Genomic DNA, 16,992 nt, shown 5'->3' with positions numbered 1-16,992 from the left:
ACCTCGTGACCCTCCCGCACTCCCCGCCGCCGATCGGCGCGCACATCCAGGTCAAGGGCGGCCTGGCCAGGGGCGGCCTGGCCTACACCGACGCCGTCGGCGCCCGCGCCGTCCAGGTGTTCGTGGGCAACCCGCGCGGCTGGCGGCCCAGCGCCGGCGACCCGGCCCAGGACGCCGCCTTCACCGCCGGCTGCGCCGAGCGCGGGGTGCCCTCGTTCGTCCATGCGCCGTTCCTGGTCAACGTCGGCTCGCCGAGCGAGGCCACCGTCGACCAGTCGGTCGAGACCGTGCGGCACACGCTGGCGCGCGGCACCCAGCTCGGTGTCCGGGGCGTCGTGGTGCACGCCGGCTCCGCGGTGAGCGCCGACCGGTACGAGGCGGCACTGGCACAGCTGCACGAGCGGCTGCTACCGGTGCTCGAGGAGCTGCCCGCGGGCGCGCCCCGGCTGCTGATCGAGCCCACCGCCGGCGGCGGGCGATCGCTGGCAGCCACGGTCGAGGACCTCGGGCCCTACCTGGCCGCCCTCGAGCACCACCCCGCGGTCGGGGTCTGCCTCGACACCTGCCACGCCTGGGCCGCCGGCCACGACCTGTCCGTCCCGGGCGGCATGACGGCGACCCTGGACGCCCTGGTGGCCACCGTGGGCCCGGACCGGCTCGGGCTGGTGCACGCCAACGACTCCCTCGACGCCTGCGGCTCCACCCGCGACCGGCACACCACGATCGGCGCCGGCTCGATCGGCACCGCCCCCTTCGCCGAGCTGCTGGCCCACCCGGCGGTGCAGGGCGTGCCGGTGGTGGTCGAGACGCCCAGCGCGGACGACGGGCACGCCCGCGACATCGCCCTGCTCTGCGCCCTGCGGGACGGCGTCCCCGCAGGTCGGGTGCCCGTCGCCGGCTGACACGCCCAGCACCGGCGACGCGCCGACCGCAATCGATCCCACCGGCGCAGGGGTTCCGCCTCCGGGACCGGCGGGTTTCACTCGACGTGTCCGTGTCGCACCAGAGAGTGCGGCCTCACCGCATCGAGGAGAGCTCCTGCCCATGCGCACCCGTCTGACCGCCCTGGCCTTCAGCGCCCTGTCCGTCACCGCGCTGACCGTGACCGGGGTCGGCGCCGGCACCGCCTCCGCCGCTCCGCAGACGCTGGACACCTACATCGTCAGCCTCACCCCGGGCTCCCCCGCCGCGTCGATCGCGGCCCAGGCCGTCGCGCGCCTCGGCGGCGAGGTCGACCACGTCTACACCGCGGCGCTGACCGGGTTCGCCGTCACGCTGCCCACGACGGTGGCCGACCGGCTGTCGACGCTGCCCGGGGTGGCGTCGGTGGAGAAGGACCAGCCGGTGCAGCTGGCCGCCACCCAGACCGGCGCCCCCTGGGGCCTGGACCGGGTCGACCAGCGGGCCCTGCCGCTGAACAGCAGCTACAGCTACACCGCCACCGGCGCCGGGGTCACCGCCTACGTCATCGACACCGGCATCCGGCTCGACCACGCCGACCTGGTCGGCCGCGCGGTGTCCGGCTACGACGCCGTGGACGGCGGCAGCGCCGACGACTGCAACGGCCACGGCACGCACGTCGCCGGCACCGTGGGCGGCACGCGGTACGGGGTGGCCAAGGGCGTGCGCCTGGTGGGCGTCCGGGTGCTCGACTGCGCGGGCAGCGGCACCAACGCCGGGGTCATCGCCGGCATCGACTGGGTCACCGCGAACCACAGCGCCGGCGCCCCGGCCGTGGCCAACATGAGCCTGGGCGGCGGGGCCAGCACCGCCGTCGACGCGGCCGTGCAGCGCTCCATCGCCGACGGGGTCACCTACGCGGTGGCCGCCGGCAACGGCAACTCCCGCGGGGTGCCGCAGGACGCCTGCGCCGGCTCGCCGTCCCGGGTGCCGGCGGCGCTGACCGTGGGCGCCACCGACCGCACCGACGCCCCGGCCTCGTTCAGCAACTACGGCTCCTGCGTCGACCTGTTCGCCCCCGGCGTCGGCATCACCAGCGACTGGTACACCTCCGCCACCGCGACCAACACCATCAGCGGGACGTCGATGGCCACCCCGCACGTGGCCGGCGTCGCCGCGCTCCACCTGCAGGGCAACCCGGCGGCGAGCCCGGCGACGGTCTCCGCCGCCGTCCTGGGCGGCACCACCAGGGACCGGGTGACCACCACCCGGACGGCGAACAACGACCTGCTCTTCAGCGCCTACTGAGCCGTCCGACTCCCGGGGCCGGGTCGTCCGCGCGTGCGGGCGGCCCGGCCCCGGTGCGTCGTCAGACGACCGCGTAGAGCAGCGCGGCGATGGCGAAGCCGACGACGCCGATGAGCGTCTCCATGACCGTCCAGGTGCGCAGCGTGGTCTTGACGTCCATCTCCAGGAACCGGCCGACGAGCCAGAACCCCGAGTCGTTGACGTGCGACAGCACCGTGGCGCCGCAGGCGATGGCGATGACCACGAACGTGACGTCGAGCCGCGACAGGTCGGCGGACTCGACCGCCGGCGCGATGAGCCCGGCGGTGGTCAGCAGCGCCACCGTGGCCGAGCCCTGGGCGACGCGCAGACAGGTCGAGATCACGAAAGCCGCCACGATGACCGGCAGGCCGATCGACTCCAGGCTGTCGGCCAGGGCCGTGCCGATGCCACTGGCCCGCAGCACGCCGCCGAACATCCCGCCGGCGCCGGTGATCAGGATGATCGCGCAGACCGGCCCCAGCGAGTCGTTGAGCAGCGTCTCGGTCTCGGCGCGGGAGAACCGCTCGCGGGCCAGCACCACCATGGCCACCAGCACCGTGATCAGCAGCGCGACCGGGGTCTGCCCGAGCAGCGTCACCCACTGCACCCAGCCGGCCTCCCCGTCGACGGCCCCGGCCGTGCCCAGCGTGGTGAACCCGGTGTTGAGCAGGATGAGCACCAGGGGCAGCAGCAGCAGGAGCAGGACGGTGCTGAAGCGCGGCGGGGCCTTGCGGCCGACCGCCGTCGTGACGCCGCCTCCGGCGTCCCCGTCGGAGCCCTGCCCGGACGTCGTCCCGGCCAGGGACGTCGGCACCGGGACGGAGAAGCGCCGGCCGGCCCACAGGCCGTAGAGGTAGGCCGCGACGTACCAGGTGGGCAGGCCGATGACGAGACCGGTGAGCACCAGCAGGCCGATGTCGGCGCCGAGGATGTCGCCGGCGCCGACCGGACCCGGGTGCGGCGGCACGAAGGCGTGCATGACCGCGAAGGCGCCGGCGGCCGGCAGCGCGTAGGTGAGCACCGAGCCGCCGAAGCGCCGGGCGACGCTGAAGATGATCGGCAGGAAGACGACGAAGCCGGCGTCGAAGAAGATCGGGAACCCGAACAGCAGCGAGGCCACGCCCAGGGCCAGCGGCGCCCGGCGCTGACCGAAGCGGTTGATCAGCGTGTCGGCCAGCACCTGTGCGCCGCCGGTGACCTCCAGCAGCTTGCCGATCATGGCCCCGAGCCCGACCAGCAGGGCGACGCTGGCCAGCGTCGAGCCGAAGCCGGACAGCAGCGTGGACACCACGTCGCCGACCGGGATGCGGGTGGCCAGCGCGGTCAGCAGGCTGACCAGGACCAGGGCCACGAAGGCGTGCACCCGGAACCTCATGATCAGGACGAGCAGCACGGCGACCGCGGCCACCGCGATCAACAGCAGGGCGGTGGTGCCCAGGGCGGGTTCGGGTGGTGGCACGGGAGACCTCTTCGAGTCGGCGGTGACCGGGTCCCCACCGCGGGCGCGGAGGAGGTGACCACTGTGTCAGGGGACGCCTCCCCCGCCACCGCCGGCGGATCTCGGTTCGGCCTCGGTCCGGGCCCGCACGCTCCACGTCCTCGCGGCCCGGGGGCGGCGAGACCCCAGGACTCCTGCGGCGAGCGCACCCGGAGGTGGTGCCGTCCCGGCCGGGCGCCCGACCGGCGCGGGCTCAGAGGAGCTCGGTGAGCACCTTCGCCGCGCGCTCGACGCCGGACCGGTCGACGTCCAGGTGGGTGACCAGCCGGATCCGCCGGGCGCTGACGTGCCCGACCAGGACGCCCTGGGCGCGGGCCGCGGGCACCACGGTGTCGGCGTCGACGTCGTCGACGACCACCATGTTGGTGTGCACCCCGGCCGGGTCGACGCCCAGCAGGGACGCCAGCAGCCGCGCGTGCTCGTGGTCCTCGGCCAGCCGCTCGAGGTGGTGGTCCAGGGCGTAGGCGCCGGCCGCGGCCAGCACGCCCACCTGCCGCATGCCCCCGCCCAGCCGCTTGCGCCACAGCCGGGCCGCCGCGATCCGTTCCGCGCTGGCCACCAGCACCGAGCCGACCGGCGCACCCAGGCCCTTGGACAGGCACACCGAGGCGGTGTCGGCGAGCCGGCCGTAGGTCGACAGCGGGACACCGGAGGCGATGTGCGCGTTCCAGATGCGGGCGCCGTCGAGGTGCACGTTGACCCCGGCCCCGCGGGACCACTGGAACAGCTTCTCCAGCTCGGCCAGCGGCTGCACCAGCCCGCCGCCGCGGTTGTGGGTGTTCTCCACGGCCACCGCGGCGGTGGCGGTCAGGTGCCAGTCGTCCTTCGGGCGCACCTGGGCGATGAGCTGGTCGGCCGAGACCGTGCCGGCGTCGCCGTACCCGCCACCGCCGTCGCCGGAGACGACGGTGCGCGAGGAGAGCCCGAACAGCGCGGCCGCGGCACCCATCTCGTAGGTGAAGACGTGCGCGTCGGCGTCCCCGAGGACCTCCTGGCCGGGCTCGCAGACCAGCCGCAGCCCGATCTGGTTGCCCATCGTGCCGCTGGGCACGAACAGCGCGGCCTCGTGGCCGAACAGGTCGGCGACCCGCTCCTCGAGGGCGTTGACCGTGGGGTCCTCGACGTAGACGTCGTCGCCGACCTCGGCCTCGGCCATCGCCGCGCGCATGCCGGCGGTGGGCCTGGTGAGGGTGTCCGAGCGCAGGTCGACCGCGCCCGTGGTGTCAGGAGATGTCATTCGAGTGTGCCTCTCGGCCCCGCTGCAGGGGCCCGCCGCGAGCTCGCGAGTGGTGGGGGTCAGGCCCCGTCCAGAGGCTCGTCCCCAGCGAGCGAGGGATGAGGGGGACGGGGTCGTTGGACTGCGTCAGCTGCGCAGCATCTCGGAGACGAGGAAGGCCAGCTCCAGCGACTGACCGGTGTTCAGCCGCGGGTCGCAGGCGGTCTCGTACCGGCTGTTGAGGTCGTCGTCGCTGATCTCCATGGCCCCGCCGAGGCACTCGGTGACGTCCTCACCGGTGAGCTCGACGTGGATGCCGCCGGGCCAGGTGCCCAGGCTGCGGTGCACGGCGAAGAAGCCGAGCACCTCGTCGACGACGCGGTCGAAGTGCCGGGTCTTGTAGCCGCTGGGCGACTCCTGGGTGTTGCCGTGCATGGGGTCGCACTGCCAGACGACCTGGTGGCCGCTGGCGGTGACCTTCTCCACGATCGCCGGCAGGACGTCGCGGATCTTCCCGTTGCCCATCCGGCTGATCAGGGTGAGCCGGCCGGGCACGCCCTCGGGGTCGAGCCGCTCGACCAGCTCGGTGGCCTGCTCCGGCGTGGTCGTCGGGCCGATCTTGACCCCGATCGGGTTGGCCAGCCGGGAGACGAACTCGATGTGCGCGCCGTCCATCTGCCGGGTGCGCTCGCCCACCCAGACGAAGTGCCCGCTGAGCGCGTACGGGCGGCCCTCGTGGACGCGCAGCAGGGCGCGCTCGTAGTCCAGGATCAGCGCCTCGTGGCTGCTGTAGAGCTCGACGCCGCGCAGCGCGGCGTCGTCGATGCCGCAGGCCTTCATGAACGCCAGCGCCCGGTCGATCTCCTGGGCGATGACGTCGTAGCGGACGCCGGCCGGCGAGCTGGCGACGAAGTCCTTGTTCCAGTCGTGCACCGCGTGCAGGTCGGCCAGGCCGCCCCGGGCGTAGGCACGGATCATGTTCATCGCCGCGGCGGAGTTGGCGTAGGCGCGCACCAGCCGGTTGGGGTCGGGGATCCGCTCCTCGAGCACCGGGTTCAGCGAGTTCACCATGTCGCCGCGGTAGGACGGCAGGCCCAGCGCGTCGGTGTTCGACGAGCGCGGCTTGGCGTACTGCCCGGCCACCCGGCCCACCTTGACCACCGGCACGCTCGCGCCGTAGGTCAGGACGACGGCCATCTGCAGCAGCGTGCGGGTGGTGGCCTGCAGGTGCGGCTCGGTGTTGAGGTCGAAGGTCTCCGCGCAGTCGCCGCCCTGCAGCAGGAACGCCTTGCCCTGGGCCACGTCGGCCAGCTGACGGCGCAGGGTGTCGACCTCGGCCGGCGCCACGATCGGCGGCACGGACGTGAGGGTGGCCAGCACGGCGTCCAGCGCGGCGCGGTCGGGCCACTCGGGCTGCTGGGCGGCGGGCAGCTCCCGCCACCGGTCCAGGTCCGGCACCTGCTCGGCGGCTTCAAGGAGGCTCACGCCACGAGGGTACCGGCGGCCCGCACCCCGCCGGCACCGCGCACGTCCCCGCCGCCGGCCCCCCGGTACCGGTGATCGCCCGGGCTGCCGATGAGGGACCCGAGGCGGGATCTCCCGCCCGGGGAAGCGGGCCAGGGGGCACACGTGCGCAGGGGCATCAGGACGAAGGTCGTGGCGCTGGCAGTGGCCAGCATCGCGGTCACGGGGACGGCCATGGTGGGGGTGAGCGCCTGGCAGAGCGGACAGTTCGCCGACGACGCCCGGGCCGACGTCCAGGACCTGGTCGACCACAGCATCGCCCAGACCGCCGACGGCGTGTACGACGTCGTGGCCACGCAGGGCGAGTCGACCGCGGCCAAGGTGGACAGCGACCTGCAGGTCGCCAACTACGTCCTGCAGCAGAGCGGCGGGTTCAACCTGGGGTCCGGCACCCGCAACACCGTCCAGTGGGACGCGAAGAACCAGGTCACCAGCGAGGTCACCCCGGTCGCGCTTCCCCGCGCCCAGGTCGGCCGCGACTGGCTGGGCCAGAACGCCGACGTCGCGGCACCGACCCCCGTCGTCGACCAGGTGCAGTCGCTCGTCGGCGGCACCGCGACGGTGTTCCAGCGGATGAACGACGCCGGGGACATGCTCCGGGTGGCCACCAACGTCGTCAGCGCCACCGGCAGCCGGGCCATCGGCACCTACATCCCGGCCGTCGGCGCCAACGGCACGCCCAACGCCGTCCTGGCCGCCGTCCTGGCCGGGGAGACCTACCGCGGGACGGCGTTCGTCGTCGACTCCTGGTACGTGACGGCCTACCAGCCGCTGTTCGACGCCGACGACCAGGTGATCGGCATGATCTACGTGGGCGTCAAGCAGGAGAACCTGCCGGCGCTGCGGGAGAGCCTGCAGACCACCACCGCCGGCGAGCACGGCACCGTCTGGGCGCTGGGCGGCACCGGGGACCGGGCCGGCACGGTGCTCATCGGCCAGGACGAGTCCACCGAGGGCACGACGCTGCTCGACGCGCAGGACGCCGACGGCAAGGCCTACATCGCCGAGGTCGTCGAGACCGCGGTCGGGCTGGAGGACGGCGCGCAGGCGACCGTCCGCTACCGCGACGCCGCGACCGGCACCCACACCGTCCAGGTCGCGTACTACGCGCCGTGGGACTGGGTGGTCGTCGTCGACGCCCAGGACAGCGACTTCGCCGGCCCGGTCACCCGCCTGGACGAGGGCCGCTCGGGGATGTACACGGCGCTGGTGCTCGCCGCGCTGCTCGTCGGGGTCGTCGGGTTCCTCATCGCCTGGTCGATGGGCCGCCGGCTCACCGCACCGCTGGACGCGCTGCGCCAGCGGATGGCCGAGATCGCCGACGGCGAGGGCGACCTCACCCAGCGGGTCGACGACTCCGCCCGCGACGAGGTCGGCGAGCTGGCCGGGGCCTTCAACCGGTTCGTCGACAAGGTGGCCGGCACGATCCGCGACATCGGCTCGGCCGCGGGCTCCCTCGCGTCGTCGGCGTCGGGTGTCTCCCGCATCGCCGACGGGCTCGGTGAGCGCGCCGCCCGCAGCCGCGACCAGGCCCGGAACGCCCACGCGGCGGCCAGCGACATCAGCTCCGGTGTCTCCTCCGCCGCGGCCGGTGCCGAGCAGATGGGCTCGGCGATCCGGGAGATCGCCCGCAGCGCCAGCGACGCCAGCCACGTCGGCCAGGGCGCGGTCGACCTCGCCGCGAAGACCGAGACCGCGATCGCCGCGCTGGGCACCAGCTCCGCCGAGATCAGCGACGTCGTCAAGGTCATCTCCGCGGTCGCCGAGCAGACCAACCTCCTGGCGCTGAACGCCACGATCGAGGCGGCGCGCGCCGGCGAGGCCGGCAAGGGCTTCGCCGTCGTCGCCACCGAGGTCAAGGAGCTGGCCCAGGAGGCCTCGCGGGCCAGCGAGGAGATCCACCAGCGCGTGCAGTCGATCCAGGCCGACACCAGCGCCGCGGTCGGCTCGATCTCCCAGATCGTCGGCGTCATCCGGGAGATGAACGACCACCAGACCACCATCGCCAGCGCGGTGGAGGAGCAGACGGCGGTCACCAACGAGCTGTCCCGCAGCGTCAGCTCGGTCGCCGACGGCGCCACCTCGGTCACCGAGACGATGAACGACGTCACCACCGACGCCGACCGCACCGCGGCCGACGTCGACCAGGCACGGACCGCCGCCCGGGAGCTCGACCAGCTCTCCGGTGAGCTGACCCGCCTGATCAACGTCTTCACCGTCTAGCACCGGCACCCCGACGGGGCCGTCGGCAGCGCTCAGCTGCCGGCGGCCCCGTCGGCGTCCCCGGTCCGGGTGAGACCGGCCAGGCTCGGCTGCTCGAGCGGCCGGCGCTGTGCGTCGGCTGCCCACTGCGCCGACGGAACGGGCACCCGGCGCACAGGGACCGTCCCGGGACCGGGCTCAGCGCGCGACGTCGGTCTCCAGACGCCAGATGCGCGGTCCGGTCGGGCCCAGCCGCTCCTCGGCGCGGACCACCAGGCCGTGCGCTCGGTAGAACGGGAGGTTCGCCGGGTTGGTGGTGTCCAGCCGGAGGAGCACGCCGTCCGCGCGGGTGCGCGCGACCACCCTGTCGAGCAGCCGCCCACCCAGCCCGCGGCCCTGGGCGTCCGGCGCGACGGCCAGGAAGTGCAGGTAGGCGGCCGGGACGTCGTCCGGCAGGCGCGGTGCCGCCGCGAAGCCCGCCGCGATGTCCGCAGCCCGGTCCGCGCCGACGATCGCCTGCAGCAGGCCGCCGGCCGTCGGCAGCTGGCCCGGTGGTCCGGCGAGCACGGTGCCGGGTCGCCGCCACAGCGCCACCGCCGCGAGCTCGCCGTCCTCGCGGACGTGCTCGACCTCGCCGACCTCCAGGTGGCGCTCGACGCTGACGCCCAACCAGGCGGCCGTCGCCTCGAGCCGGTCCTCGTCGTCCTGGAAGACCCAGGTCAGCAGGGGGTCCGCGACGTAGGCGCGGGCCAACAGCGTCCGGATCTCAGCGGCCGTCGCCGTCACGACCGCGCGGCCTCGATGACCTGCCAGCGGGTGAGGTTGTAGCGGGCGTCGACCAGGGCGTCGTGCGTGCCGGCCGGCTTCGGCGGCAGGGCCGGCTGCCCGGCGTCGTCCCAGCGCTGGCGCAGCTCGCGGGTGAACCGCGGGACCGCCCGGGGCAGCGCGGGCATCGCGCCCCACAGCTGGGCGAGCGCGACGTGGTCGTAGGCGGCGAACCAGGCCCACAGCTCGATCTCCCCGCCCGGCGCGGTGAGGAAGGACAGCAGGTCCTCCCGGATGCGCTGCCGGCTGCGCCAGGCCTTGTCGGCCGGGGAGGGCAGCTGGTCGAGCACGTTCCGGCGCACCCAGGGGATGGCCCGGTCGGGGTCGAACTCGGTGCTGACGGCGTAGAACTCGCGGCCGGTCTCGTCGACCACCCCGATCGACACCAGGTCGATCGTGGTGCCGTCCTCGATGAACTCGGTGTCGTAGAAGTAGCGCCGCACGGTCACCCGGACACGGTAGGCGCTGCTGGGTCCGTGCACCCCGCCGGCGGCGGCCCACCGAGTTGCGCCCGTCCCGCATCCTGGGAGCGATGAGCCAGGACGACGCACCGCAGACCACCCCCTCCCCGGCGGGCTGACCGGCGATGGACCCCACCGGCTCGACCTACGCCCTGGCCGGCGCCGCCGCGCTGCTGGCCGCCCTGCTCCCCCGGCTGCTGCGCCGGCTGCCCGTCTCGGTGCCGATGGTCGTCGTGGGCATCGGCGTGCTGGTCTTCGCGCTCGTCCAGGGGCTGCCCACCCCCGACCCGATGGAGCACGCGACCGTCACGGTGCACCTCACCGAGGCGTGCGTGATCGTCTCGCTGCTGGGGGCCGGGCTGGCGCTGGACCGGCCCGTGGGCTGGCACCGCTGGGCCACCACCTGGCGGCTGCTGGCGGTCACCATGCCGCTGACGATCGTCGCCACCGCGCTGCTGGGCGCCTGGCTGCTCGGCCTGGGGGCCGCCGCCGCGGTCCTGCTGGCCGCCGTGCTGGCCCCCACCGACCCGGTGCTGGCCACCGAGGTCCAGGTCGGCGAGCCCACCGAGGACGTCGAGAGCGAAGACGAGGCGCGGTTCGCCCTCACCGCCGAGGCCGGGCTGAACGACGGGCTGGCCTTCCCCTTCACCTACGCCGCCATCGCCATGGCCACCGTCGGCGCGGCGCCCTCGCAGTGGCTGGTCGACTGGCTGCTGCTGGACGTGCTGTGGCGGCTGGCCGCCGGGGTGGCCGTCGGCATCGCCGTCGGCTGGGTGCTGCGGCTGCTGTTCTTCTCCGCCCGGTCCCAGGAGGCCGGGCTCGCCGAGCGGGCCGAGGGCTTCGTCGCGCTGGCCACCGTCCTGCTGGCCTACGGGGTCACCGAGCTCGCCGAGGGCTACGGCTTCGTCGCCGTCTTCGTCTGCGCCTGCACCATCCGCGCCGCGGAGCGCGCGCACGGCCAGCACCGGACGCTGCACACCTACGTCGAGCAGGTGGAGCGGCTGCTCACGATGGTGCTGCTGGTGCTGCTCGGCGGTGCGGTCGCCCGCGGTGCGCTGGCCGAGGTCACCTGGGCCGAGATTGCGCTGGCCGCGCTGGTGCTCTTCGTCGTCCGTCCGGCCACCGGCTGGCTGGGGCTCGCGCGGGGCAAGACCGGACGCCGGGAGCGCGCGGTCATCTCCTTCTTCGGCGTCCGCGGGATCGGCTCGCTGTACTACCTGGCGTACGCGCTGGAGGAGGCCGACTTCGCCGGCGCCGACCAGCTCTGGCGGGTGACGGTGCTGGTCGTGCTGGGCTCGGTGGTCGTGCACGGCATCGCCGCCACCCCGGTGATGGAGCGGCTGGACCGGCACCGGGAGAAGGCCGCCGTGGCCCTGCACGGCACGCCCGACCAGGCCACCACCACGGCGGTCTGACCGCCGCGGTCAGCCGGCGAGGGAGTCCGGGAGCCGGTCGGCGGTCTCGCGCGGCTGCGGCTGGAGCCGGCCGACGGCGTCGGCCGCGGAGGCACCGGTGGTGTCCATCGACTTCTTCACCTTGGCGCCGTACAGGTCGACGTACTCCTGGCCGGACAGCTCCATGATCTCGTACATGATCTCGTCGGTGATCGACCGCTCGACGAACCGGTCGCCGCTGAGGCCGGCGTAGCGGGAGAAGTCCAGCGGCTGCCCGAAGCGCACGGTCACCCGGGCGAACACCTCGCCCAGGACCCGGCCGGCCCTGCCCGGCAGCGGCACCCGGCGGGGCCGGTAGACCATCGCGACCGGCACCACCGGGGCGCCGGTCTCCAGGGTCATCCGGGCCACGCCGGTCTTGCCGCGGAACAGCCGGCCGTCGGGCGAGCGGGTGCCCTCGGGGTAGATGCCCAGCAGCTTGCCCTCGTGCAGGATCCGCATGCCGGTGCGGATGGCGTCCTCGGCGGCGCTGGCGTCGGTGCGGTCGATGGGCACCTGGCCGCTGCCGGCGAAGAAGGCACGCTGCGCGGCGCCCTTGAGCCCGTGGCCGGTGAAGTACTCGGCCTTGGCCAGGAAGGTGACCCGGCGGCGCAGCGACAGCGGCATGAAGACCCAGTCGGCGGCCGACAGGTGGTTGCTGGCGATGATCGCCGCACCCTTGGCGGGCACGTGCTCGGTGCCCTCGGCCGTCGGCCGGAGCACGAGCGTGACGATCGGGCCGACGGCCACGAACTTGAGGAACCAGTAGAACAACGCGCCTCCCTCAGCGACTGTCAGACTAGGGAGGCACGCAGCCGTCCGACAATCGGCGAGCCGTCCGGGCCCATCGTGCCCCAGCCGCCCCACCCCAGCCGCCCCCCGGAGGACCGATGCCGCAGGCCACACCGGTGATGCCCGGGGCCGAGCCGTTCGACCTGCCGGGCGGGCCGGTCGGGGTGCTGCTCTGCCACGGTTTCACCAGCACCCCGCAGAGCATGCGCGGCTGGGGCGAGCACCTGGCCGCGGCCGGGTTCACCGTGCGCTGCCCGCTGCTGCCCGGGCACGGCACCCGCTGGCAGGACGCCAACACCAGCACCGAGGACGACTGGTACGCCGCGCTCTCCACCGCCCTCGACGACCTGCTGGGCCGGTGCGACGCCGTGGTCGTGGCCGGCCTGTCGATGGGCGGGACGCTGGCGCTGCGGCTGGCCGAGCGCCGTCCGGACGACGTCGCGGCCCTCGTGCTGGTCAACCCCTCGCTGCTCACCGAGCGCCGGGACGCGAAGCTGCTGCCGCTGCTGGCCCGGCTCACCCCGGCCTGGGCCGCGATCGCCGGCGACGTGAAGAAGCCCGGCGTCACCGAGCTCGCCTACCCCCGGCTGCCCACCCGCGCCGCGCTGGCGCTGAGCCGGCTGTGGGCCGCGGTGCGCGCCGACCTGGGGGCGGTGCGCGCGCCGCTGCTGGTGTTCCGCAGCGTCACCGACCACGTCGTCGAACCGGCCTCGACCCGGCTGCTGCTGGAACGGGCCGCCAGCACCGACACCACCGAGGTGCTGCTGCACGACAGCTTCCACGTGGCGACCCTGGACAACGACGCCCCGCTGGTCTTCGAGCGCTCGGTGGCCTGGATCCGGGACCGCGTGCCCGCCCCCCGCGGGACGACGGCGTGACCCTCCCCCGCCGCGGTCGCGGCCGCCGCGACAACGGCCTGGACGCCGTCCTGTGGCACCCGCTGCGCGACGTCGACCCGCGGATCGGTGAGCACCTGCTCGACGTCCTGGCCGCCGCCGGGATCGCCGCCTACCTGGAGCCCTCCACCGACGTCGACCCGTACACCCGCGGCGTCTCGCTGCCCAGCCCGCCCTCGGACCGGCTGTTCGTCGACCGGGCCCGGCGCGCGGAGGCGGCCGCGGTGCTCGACCAGCACGGCGGGCCGACCGCCCCCGCCGCGTCGCCGCCGCGGCCGGCCCGGGACCCCGCCGCCGACGACGCGGCCTTCGCCCGGATCGTCGCCGCCTTCGAGGCCGAGCACGGCCCCACCGCGCCCGCCGGCGTCCCCCGCGACGACCCGCCCCCGCCGCCGGCCGAGCGCTCGGTGCTCGACCTGCCCGAGGAGCACTTCGAGCCACCGCCGCCCCCGCCGCTGCCGGTGCTGGCGCCCGCGTCGCTGTACTCGCTGCTGCTGATCCTGGTCGGCGCCGTGCTGATCATCGCGCCGGGCCGGCTCGGGCTCTCGGTCGACACCGGGCTGGTGCTGGGCGTGGCCGCGCTGATCGGCGGTGCCGGGGTGCTGGTGTCCCGGATGCGGGAGCGCTCGACCGACGACGGCGACGACGGCGCGGTGGTCTGAGCCCCGGCTCCCGGTCCGCGCGGCCCCGGACGGGCGGTCCGGTCCGGCTCCCTGAGAGGTGTCGGGCACGGTCGAGCCCTGCCCCCAGGGGGCAGGGCTCGACCCTGCTCAGGACCTCGTCCGTGCCGGGTCGCGGCGGAGGTCAGGTCAGGCGTCACCCTCGCAGACGGCGCGGCGGACGAGGTCGGCCGCGCCCACCAGGCCGGCCTGCGCGCCCAGCTCGGCGGCGACGATGCGCGGGCCGGGGCGGAAGCCGCGGCCGGGCAGCGCCCGCTCCAGGCGCTGCCGCGCCGGGCCGAGCACCGTCTCCCCCAGCACGCTCACCCCGCCGCCGATGACGACGACCTCGGGGTCCAGGACGGCGGACAGGTCCGCGATGCCCTGCCCCAGCCAGGTGCCGACCTCGGCCAGCAGCTCACCGGCCAGCGGGTCGCCGTCGGCGGCGGCGCGGGCGACGTCCTCGCCGGTGATCCGGTCGGGGTCGCCGTCCACGCGGTCGAGCAGGTGCGCGGCGGCCGCCGGGGACGAGTGGGCGACCTCGCGGGCGGTGGTGCCCAGGGCGTTGCCGCTGGCGTACTGCTCCCAGCAGCCGCGGTTGCCGCAGGCGCACAGCCGGCCGTCGGGGACGACCCGCATGTGGCCGTACTCCCCGGCGACGCCGTGCGCGCCCCGCTGCAACCGGCCGTCGATGACCATGCCGCCGCCGATGCCGGTGCCCAGGGTGATCATCAGCATCAGGCTGCTGCCGCGGGCGGCGCCGTACCGGTACTCGGCCCAGGCGGCGGCGTCGGCGTCGTTGCCCACCCACAGCGGGCGCTGCAGCCGGTCGGCCAGCTCCTTGCGCAGCGGCTGGTTGCGCCAGGCCAGGTGCGGGCTGAACAGCACGGTGTCGCCGGTGCGGTCGAACCAGCCGGCCGCGCCGACGCCCACGCCGACCAGCGGCCCGCCGTGCCGCTCGGCCAGCTCGTCGACCACCGCGGCGATCGCGTCCTCGGTGGCGGCCACCGACTTGCCGGGCGTGGGCCGGCGGGCGGTGTCGGTGACGGTGCCGTCGGGCAGCACGACGCCGCCGGCGACCTTGGTGCCGCCGATGTCGATGCCGAGCGCGGGCAGCGCCGCGGCGTCCTCGGCGCAGCCGTACGGGAGCACGCCCGGGTCGGTGTCGGTCGCGCTCACGCGACGTCGATCCGCTGGACGGGGGCAGGGTGGGGCACGGTCGTCTCCGGTGGAGCGGCCGCGTCCGGCTCGGACGCGGCGGGGGCAGGGGCACCGGCTGCGGCGTCGCTGCCGCCGGGCCGGGATGGGGTGCCCTGGGTGCTCGCCTGGGCCCGCAGCGTCGTCGCGGCGGTGGTGAGCACGTCGGCCAGGGCCTCGAGCAGGTCGGGACGGCGGCCGCGCAGCGCGGCCAGGCCGGTGCACAGCGGGCACCAGCGGCACTCCGCCGAGTGGTCGCCGGCCGGGTGGTCGCCCGCCGGGTGGTCGCCCGCCGGGGCGGCCGGGCCCAGCAGCCCGCCGAGGACGTCGGACAGCGACGCGCCGGCGGCGTGCTCCGCGGCCAGGCCCGCGGCGAACCGGCGGGCCTGCTCGACCCAGTCGGGTCCGGGGGTGGTCACGCGGGGCTCCGTTCGGTGGTGGCGGCGGACAGCAGCCCGGGCGGCCACTGCGCCGGGTCGGGAGCGAAGCGCACCTCCAGGGTGGCCTGCCCAGTACCGGGGTCGGCGAGGTGGCCGGAGACCACCGTGCAGCGCCGCAGCAGCGCGTCCAGCGGCAGCGACCGGCGCACGCCGGCGACGGTGACCACCAGGTCGTCGGCCCAGCGGGTCAGTCCCACCTCGCCGCGGCGGGCGTGCGGCAGCGGCACGTCGAGCGTCCAACCCTCGCCCGACCGCCGGGGCGCGGACGGCGCGGCCGGGGCGGGCACGGCGTCGGGGACGGCGGCGTCGAGGGCCAGCAGGTCGGCGGGCGACGCCGGCGGGACGGCGGCCTCGGCCACCTCGGCGACCGGGGTGTGCAGCGCGCCGACCCGGGCGAGCGCGTCCTGCTGCACGGCGGCGCGCGCGGCCCACCACTCCCCCGCCGCGGCCGGCAGCACCCGGGCCACGGTCGCCGAGGCGATCCGCTGGCCGAGCACGCCCAGCGCGGCGGCGGCCTGCTGCAGGTGGTCGCCGGCGGCCGGCTCCGGGCGGAGGACCAGGTGCACGGCGGTGCGGGCGGGATCGGTCAGCGGCACGGCGTCCAGCAGCTCCTCCACCACGGTGGCGGCGGCCAGCAGGCCCGCGGCGGCACCGGGCCGGCCGGGGGTCGCGGCGGCGCGCAGGGTGGCGAGCACCCGCAGCCGGGTGGGGGCCAGCTGGCCGAGCCACCAGCGCAGGGCCCCGGGCAGGGCCAGCAGTGCGGTCGCGTCCGGGAGCGGGCCGGCGTCGACCACGACGACGTCGGCGTCCCCGGAGCGGAGGTGCCCGGCGAGCGCGGTCAGCAGCGCGAACCCGGCGACCCCGGGCACGGGCACCACCGACGTCGCCGGCGGCACGGTCACCACCGGGACGGCGGCGGCCAACTGGTCGGCGTGCTGGGCCCACAGCGTCTCCAGCGCCGGCAGCGGCGTCACGACGTCCAGCGTGACGGCGTCGGCGAGGCGGGGTACCGCGGGCTGCTGGACGGTGAGGAGCACGACCCGCGCACCGCCCGCCGCCCGCTGCAGCGCGGTGGCCGCGGCGACGGTGGAGCTGCCCGCACCACCCGGGCCGGTGACGAGGAGGACCTGCACGGCGCGCATCAGCCCTCGACGCGCTTCTTGAGCTCCTTGAGCGCGGTGTCCAGGATGACCTTCTCCGCCTTGCGCTTGATCAGTCCGAGCATCGGGATCGACAGGTCGATGGTGATCGAGTAGGTGACGGTCGTGGCACCGCCGGACTCGACCAGCGTGTAGGAGCCGTCCTGCTGCTTCTGCATCTGGCCCTGCACGAGCGTCCAGTCGACGCGGTGGTCGCCGTCCCAGGTGTAGGCCAGGACGTAGTCGTCCTTGACCGCGCCGGCGTCGAGCACGAAGTGCACCCGGGAGGCGCGCCCGTCGGCGCCGGTCTCCAGGACCTCGACCTCCTTGGCCGCGGCCACCCAGCGCGGGTAGGCCGGGAAGTCGGCGATCACGGCCATCACGTCGGCCGCGGGGGCCTCGACGACGATCGACTGCGTGGACTGGTCGGCCATGCGCCGCAGGGTAGTCGCTCGGTGCACCCCCTCCCGTCCGTGACCGG

16 protein-coding genes are annotated in these 16,992 nt (G+C 75.4%); 6 read left to right on the top strand and 10 right to left on the bottom strand.

Translation table 11 applies throughout. From position 1 onward, the window contains the following. Nucleotides 1-5: 5 nt before the first annotated feature. Both ACGBYP_RS03790 and ACGBYP_RS03785 read left to right on the top strand, forming a co-directional pair. A complete protein-coding gene (locus ACGBYP_RS03790) occupies nucleotides 6-902 on the top strand; it encodes a deoxyribonuclease IV (RefSeq protein WP_411581925.1) in 897 nt (298 codons plus the stop codon). A 142-nt stretch (nucleotides 903-1,044) separates the two neighbouring features. Then, nucleotides 1,045-2,208 (top strand): S8 family peptidase, encoded by a 1,164-nt coding sequence (locus ACGBYP_RS03785; protein ID WP_411581924.1) that lies wholly within the window; start codon nucleotides 1,045-1,047, stop codon nucleotides 2,206-2,208. 61 nt (nucleotides 2,209-2,269) lie between these two features. On the opposite strand, the gene ACGBYP_RS03780 is transcribed toward ACGBYP_RS03785, so the two are convergent. The 3 genes from ACGBYP_RS03780 to ACGBYP_RS03770 all read right to left on the bottom strand — a co-directional run bounded on the left by ACGBYP_RS03780 (nucleotide 2,270) and on the right by ACGBYP_RS03770 (nucleotide 6,428). Beyond that, nucleotides 2,270-3,688, bottom strand: coding sequence for a GntP family permease (locus ACGBYP_RS03780; RefSeq protein WP_411581923.1), 1,419 nt, complete (start codon nucleotides 3,686-3,688; stop codon nucleotides 2,270-2,272). A 232-nt stretch (nucleotides 3,689-3,920) separates the two neighbouring features. After that, nucleotides 3,921-4,964, bottom strand: a complete 1,044-nt coding sequence (locus ACGBYP_RS03775; RefSeq protein ID WP_411581922.1) for a threonine aldolase family protein — start codon at nucleotides 4,962-4,964, stop codon at nucleotides 3,921-3,923. Nucleotides 4,965-5,090: 126 nt separating this feature from the next. Continuing rightward, nucleotides 5,091-6,428 carry a class II 3-deoxy-7-phosphoheptulonate synthase gene (locus ACGBYP_RS03770; RefSeq protein ID WP_411581921.1) on the bottom strand — a complete coding sequence of 446 codons (1,338 nt, stop codon included), beginning with the start codon at nucleotides 6,426-6,428 and terminating at the stop codon, nucleotides 5,091-5,093. A 171-nt stretch (nucleotides 6,429-6,599) separates the two neighbouring features. Between ACGBYP_RS03770 and ACGBYP_RS03765 the strand changes: the two genes are divergently transcribed. Then, nucleotides 6,600-8,690, top strand: coding sequence for a Cache 3/Cache 2 fusion domain-containing protein (locus ACGBYP_RS03765; protein ID WP_411581920.1), 2,091 nt, complete (start codon nucleotides 6,600-6,602; stop codon nucleotides 8,688-8,690). Nucleotides 8,691-8,867: 177 nt separating this feature from the next. Here the strand turns inward: ACGBYP_RS03765 and ACGBYP_RS03760 are convergent, their stop codons facing one another. Both ACGBYP_RS03760 and ACGBYP_RS03755 read right to left on the bottom strand, forming a co-directional pair. Beyond that, nucleotides 8,868-9,455, bottom strand: a complete 588-nt coding sequence (locus ACGBYP_RS03760; protein WP_411581919.1) for a GNAT family N-acetyltransferase — start codon at nucleotides 9,453-9,455, stop codon at nucleotides 8,868-8,870. Next, nucleotides 9,452-9,937, bottom strand: a complete 486-nt coding sequence (locus tag ACGBYP_RS03755) for a polyadenylate-specific 3'-exoribonuclease AS (protein WP_411582229.1) — start codon at nucleotides 9,935-9,937, stop codon at nucleotides 9,452-9,454. Before ACGBYP_RS03755 ends, ACGBYP_RS03760 begins: the two co-directional genes overlap by 4 nt. 143 nt (nucleotides 9,938-10,080) lie before the next feature. On the opposite strand from ACGBYP_RS03755, the gene ACGBYP_RS03750 reads away from it, so the two are divergent. Then, entirely contained in the window at nucleotides 10,081-11,370 is a 1,290-nt protein-coding gene (locus ACGBYP_RS03750; protein ID WP_411581918.1) for a cation:proton antiporter, read from the top strand. A 9-nt stretch (nucleotides 11,371-11,379) separates the two neighbouring features. Here ACGBYP_RS03750 and ACGBYP_RS03745 read toward each other — a convergent pair whose 3' ends face one another. Continuing rightward, nucleotides 11,380-12,162 (bottom strand): lysophospholipid acyltransferase family protein, encoded by a 783-nt coding sequence (locus ACGBYP_RS03745; RefSeq protein WP_411581917.1) that lies wholly within the window; start codon nucleotides 12,160-12,162, stop codon nucleotides 11,380-11,382. Between the two features lie 116 nt (nucleotides 12,163-12,278). Between ACGBYP_RS03745 and ACGBYP_RS03740 the strand changes: the two genes are divergently transcribed. After that, the gene (locus ACGBYP_RS03740; RefSeq protein WP_411581916.1) at nucleotides 12,279-13,058 is read left to right on the top strand and encodes an alpha/beta hydrolase; all 780 of its coding nucleotides are present in this window, start codon (nucleotides 12,279-12,281) and stop codon (nucleotides 13,056-13,058) included. After that, nucleotides 13,055-13,738 carry a hypothetical protein gene (locus tag ACGBYP_RS03735; protein ID WP_411581915.1) on the top strand — a complete coding sequence of 228 codons (684 nt, stop codon included), beginning with the start codon at nucleotides 13,055-13,057 and terminating at the stop codon, nucleotides 13,736-13,738. Before ACGBYP_RS03740 ends, ACGBYP_RS03735 begins: the two co-directional genes overlap by 4 nt. Before the next feature lie 147 nt (nucleotides 13,739-13,885). On the opposite strand, the gene ACGBYP_RS03730 is transcribed toward ACGBYP_RS03735, so the two are convergent. Genes ACGBYP_RS03730 through ACGBYP_RS03715 form a run of 4 tightly spaced genes read right to left on the bottom strand, consistent with a single transcriptional unit; the run spans nucleotide 13,886 to nucleotide 16,945 of the window. After that, on the bottom strand, nucleotides 13,886-14,914 hold the full coding sequence (locus ACGBYP_RS03730) for an ROK family glucokinase (RefSeq protein ID WP_411581914.1): 1,029 nt from the start codon (nucleotides 14,912-14,914) through the stop codon (nucleotides 13,886-13,888). Then, complete coding sequence (locus tag ACGBYP_RS03725; protein WP_411581913.1) at nucleotides 14,911-15,351, bottom strand: hypothetical protein; 441 nt, start codon at nucleotides 15,349-15,351, stop codon at nucleotides 14,911-14,913. The genes ACGBYP_RS03730 and ACGBYP_RS03725 overlap by 4 nt, the downstream gene beginning before the upstream one ends. After that, nucleotides 15,348-16,514, bottom strand: a complete 1,167-nt coding sequence (locus ACGBYP_RS03720) for an ArsA family ATPase (protein WP_411581912.1) — start codon at nucleotides 16,512-16,514, stop codon at nucleotides 15,348-15,350. Before ACGBYP_RS03720 ends, ACGBYP_RS03725 begins: the two co-directional genes overlap by 4 nt. Further along, complete coding sequence (locus tag ACGBYP_RS03715) at nucleotides 16,514-16,945, bottom strand: SRPBCC family protein (RefSeq protein WP_411581911.1); 432 nt, start codon at nucleotides 16,943-16,945, stop codon at nucleotides 16,514-16,516. Before ACGBYP_RS03715 ends, ACGBYP_RS03720 begins: the two co-directional genes overlap by 1 nt. Between the last annotated feature and the right edge of the window lie 47 nt (nucleotides 16,946-16,992).

This window comes from Modestobacter sp. SSW1-42 (genome assembly GCF_046635825.1).
Classification (GTDB): Bacteria; Actinomycetota; Actinomycetes; order Mycobacteriales; family Geodermatophilaceae; genus Modestobacter.
The sequence above is the reverse complement of the archived record's forward strand: the minus strand, read 5'-3'. Positions and strand labels throughout refer to the sequence as shown.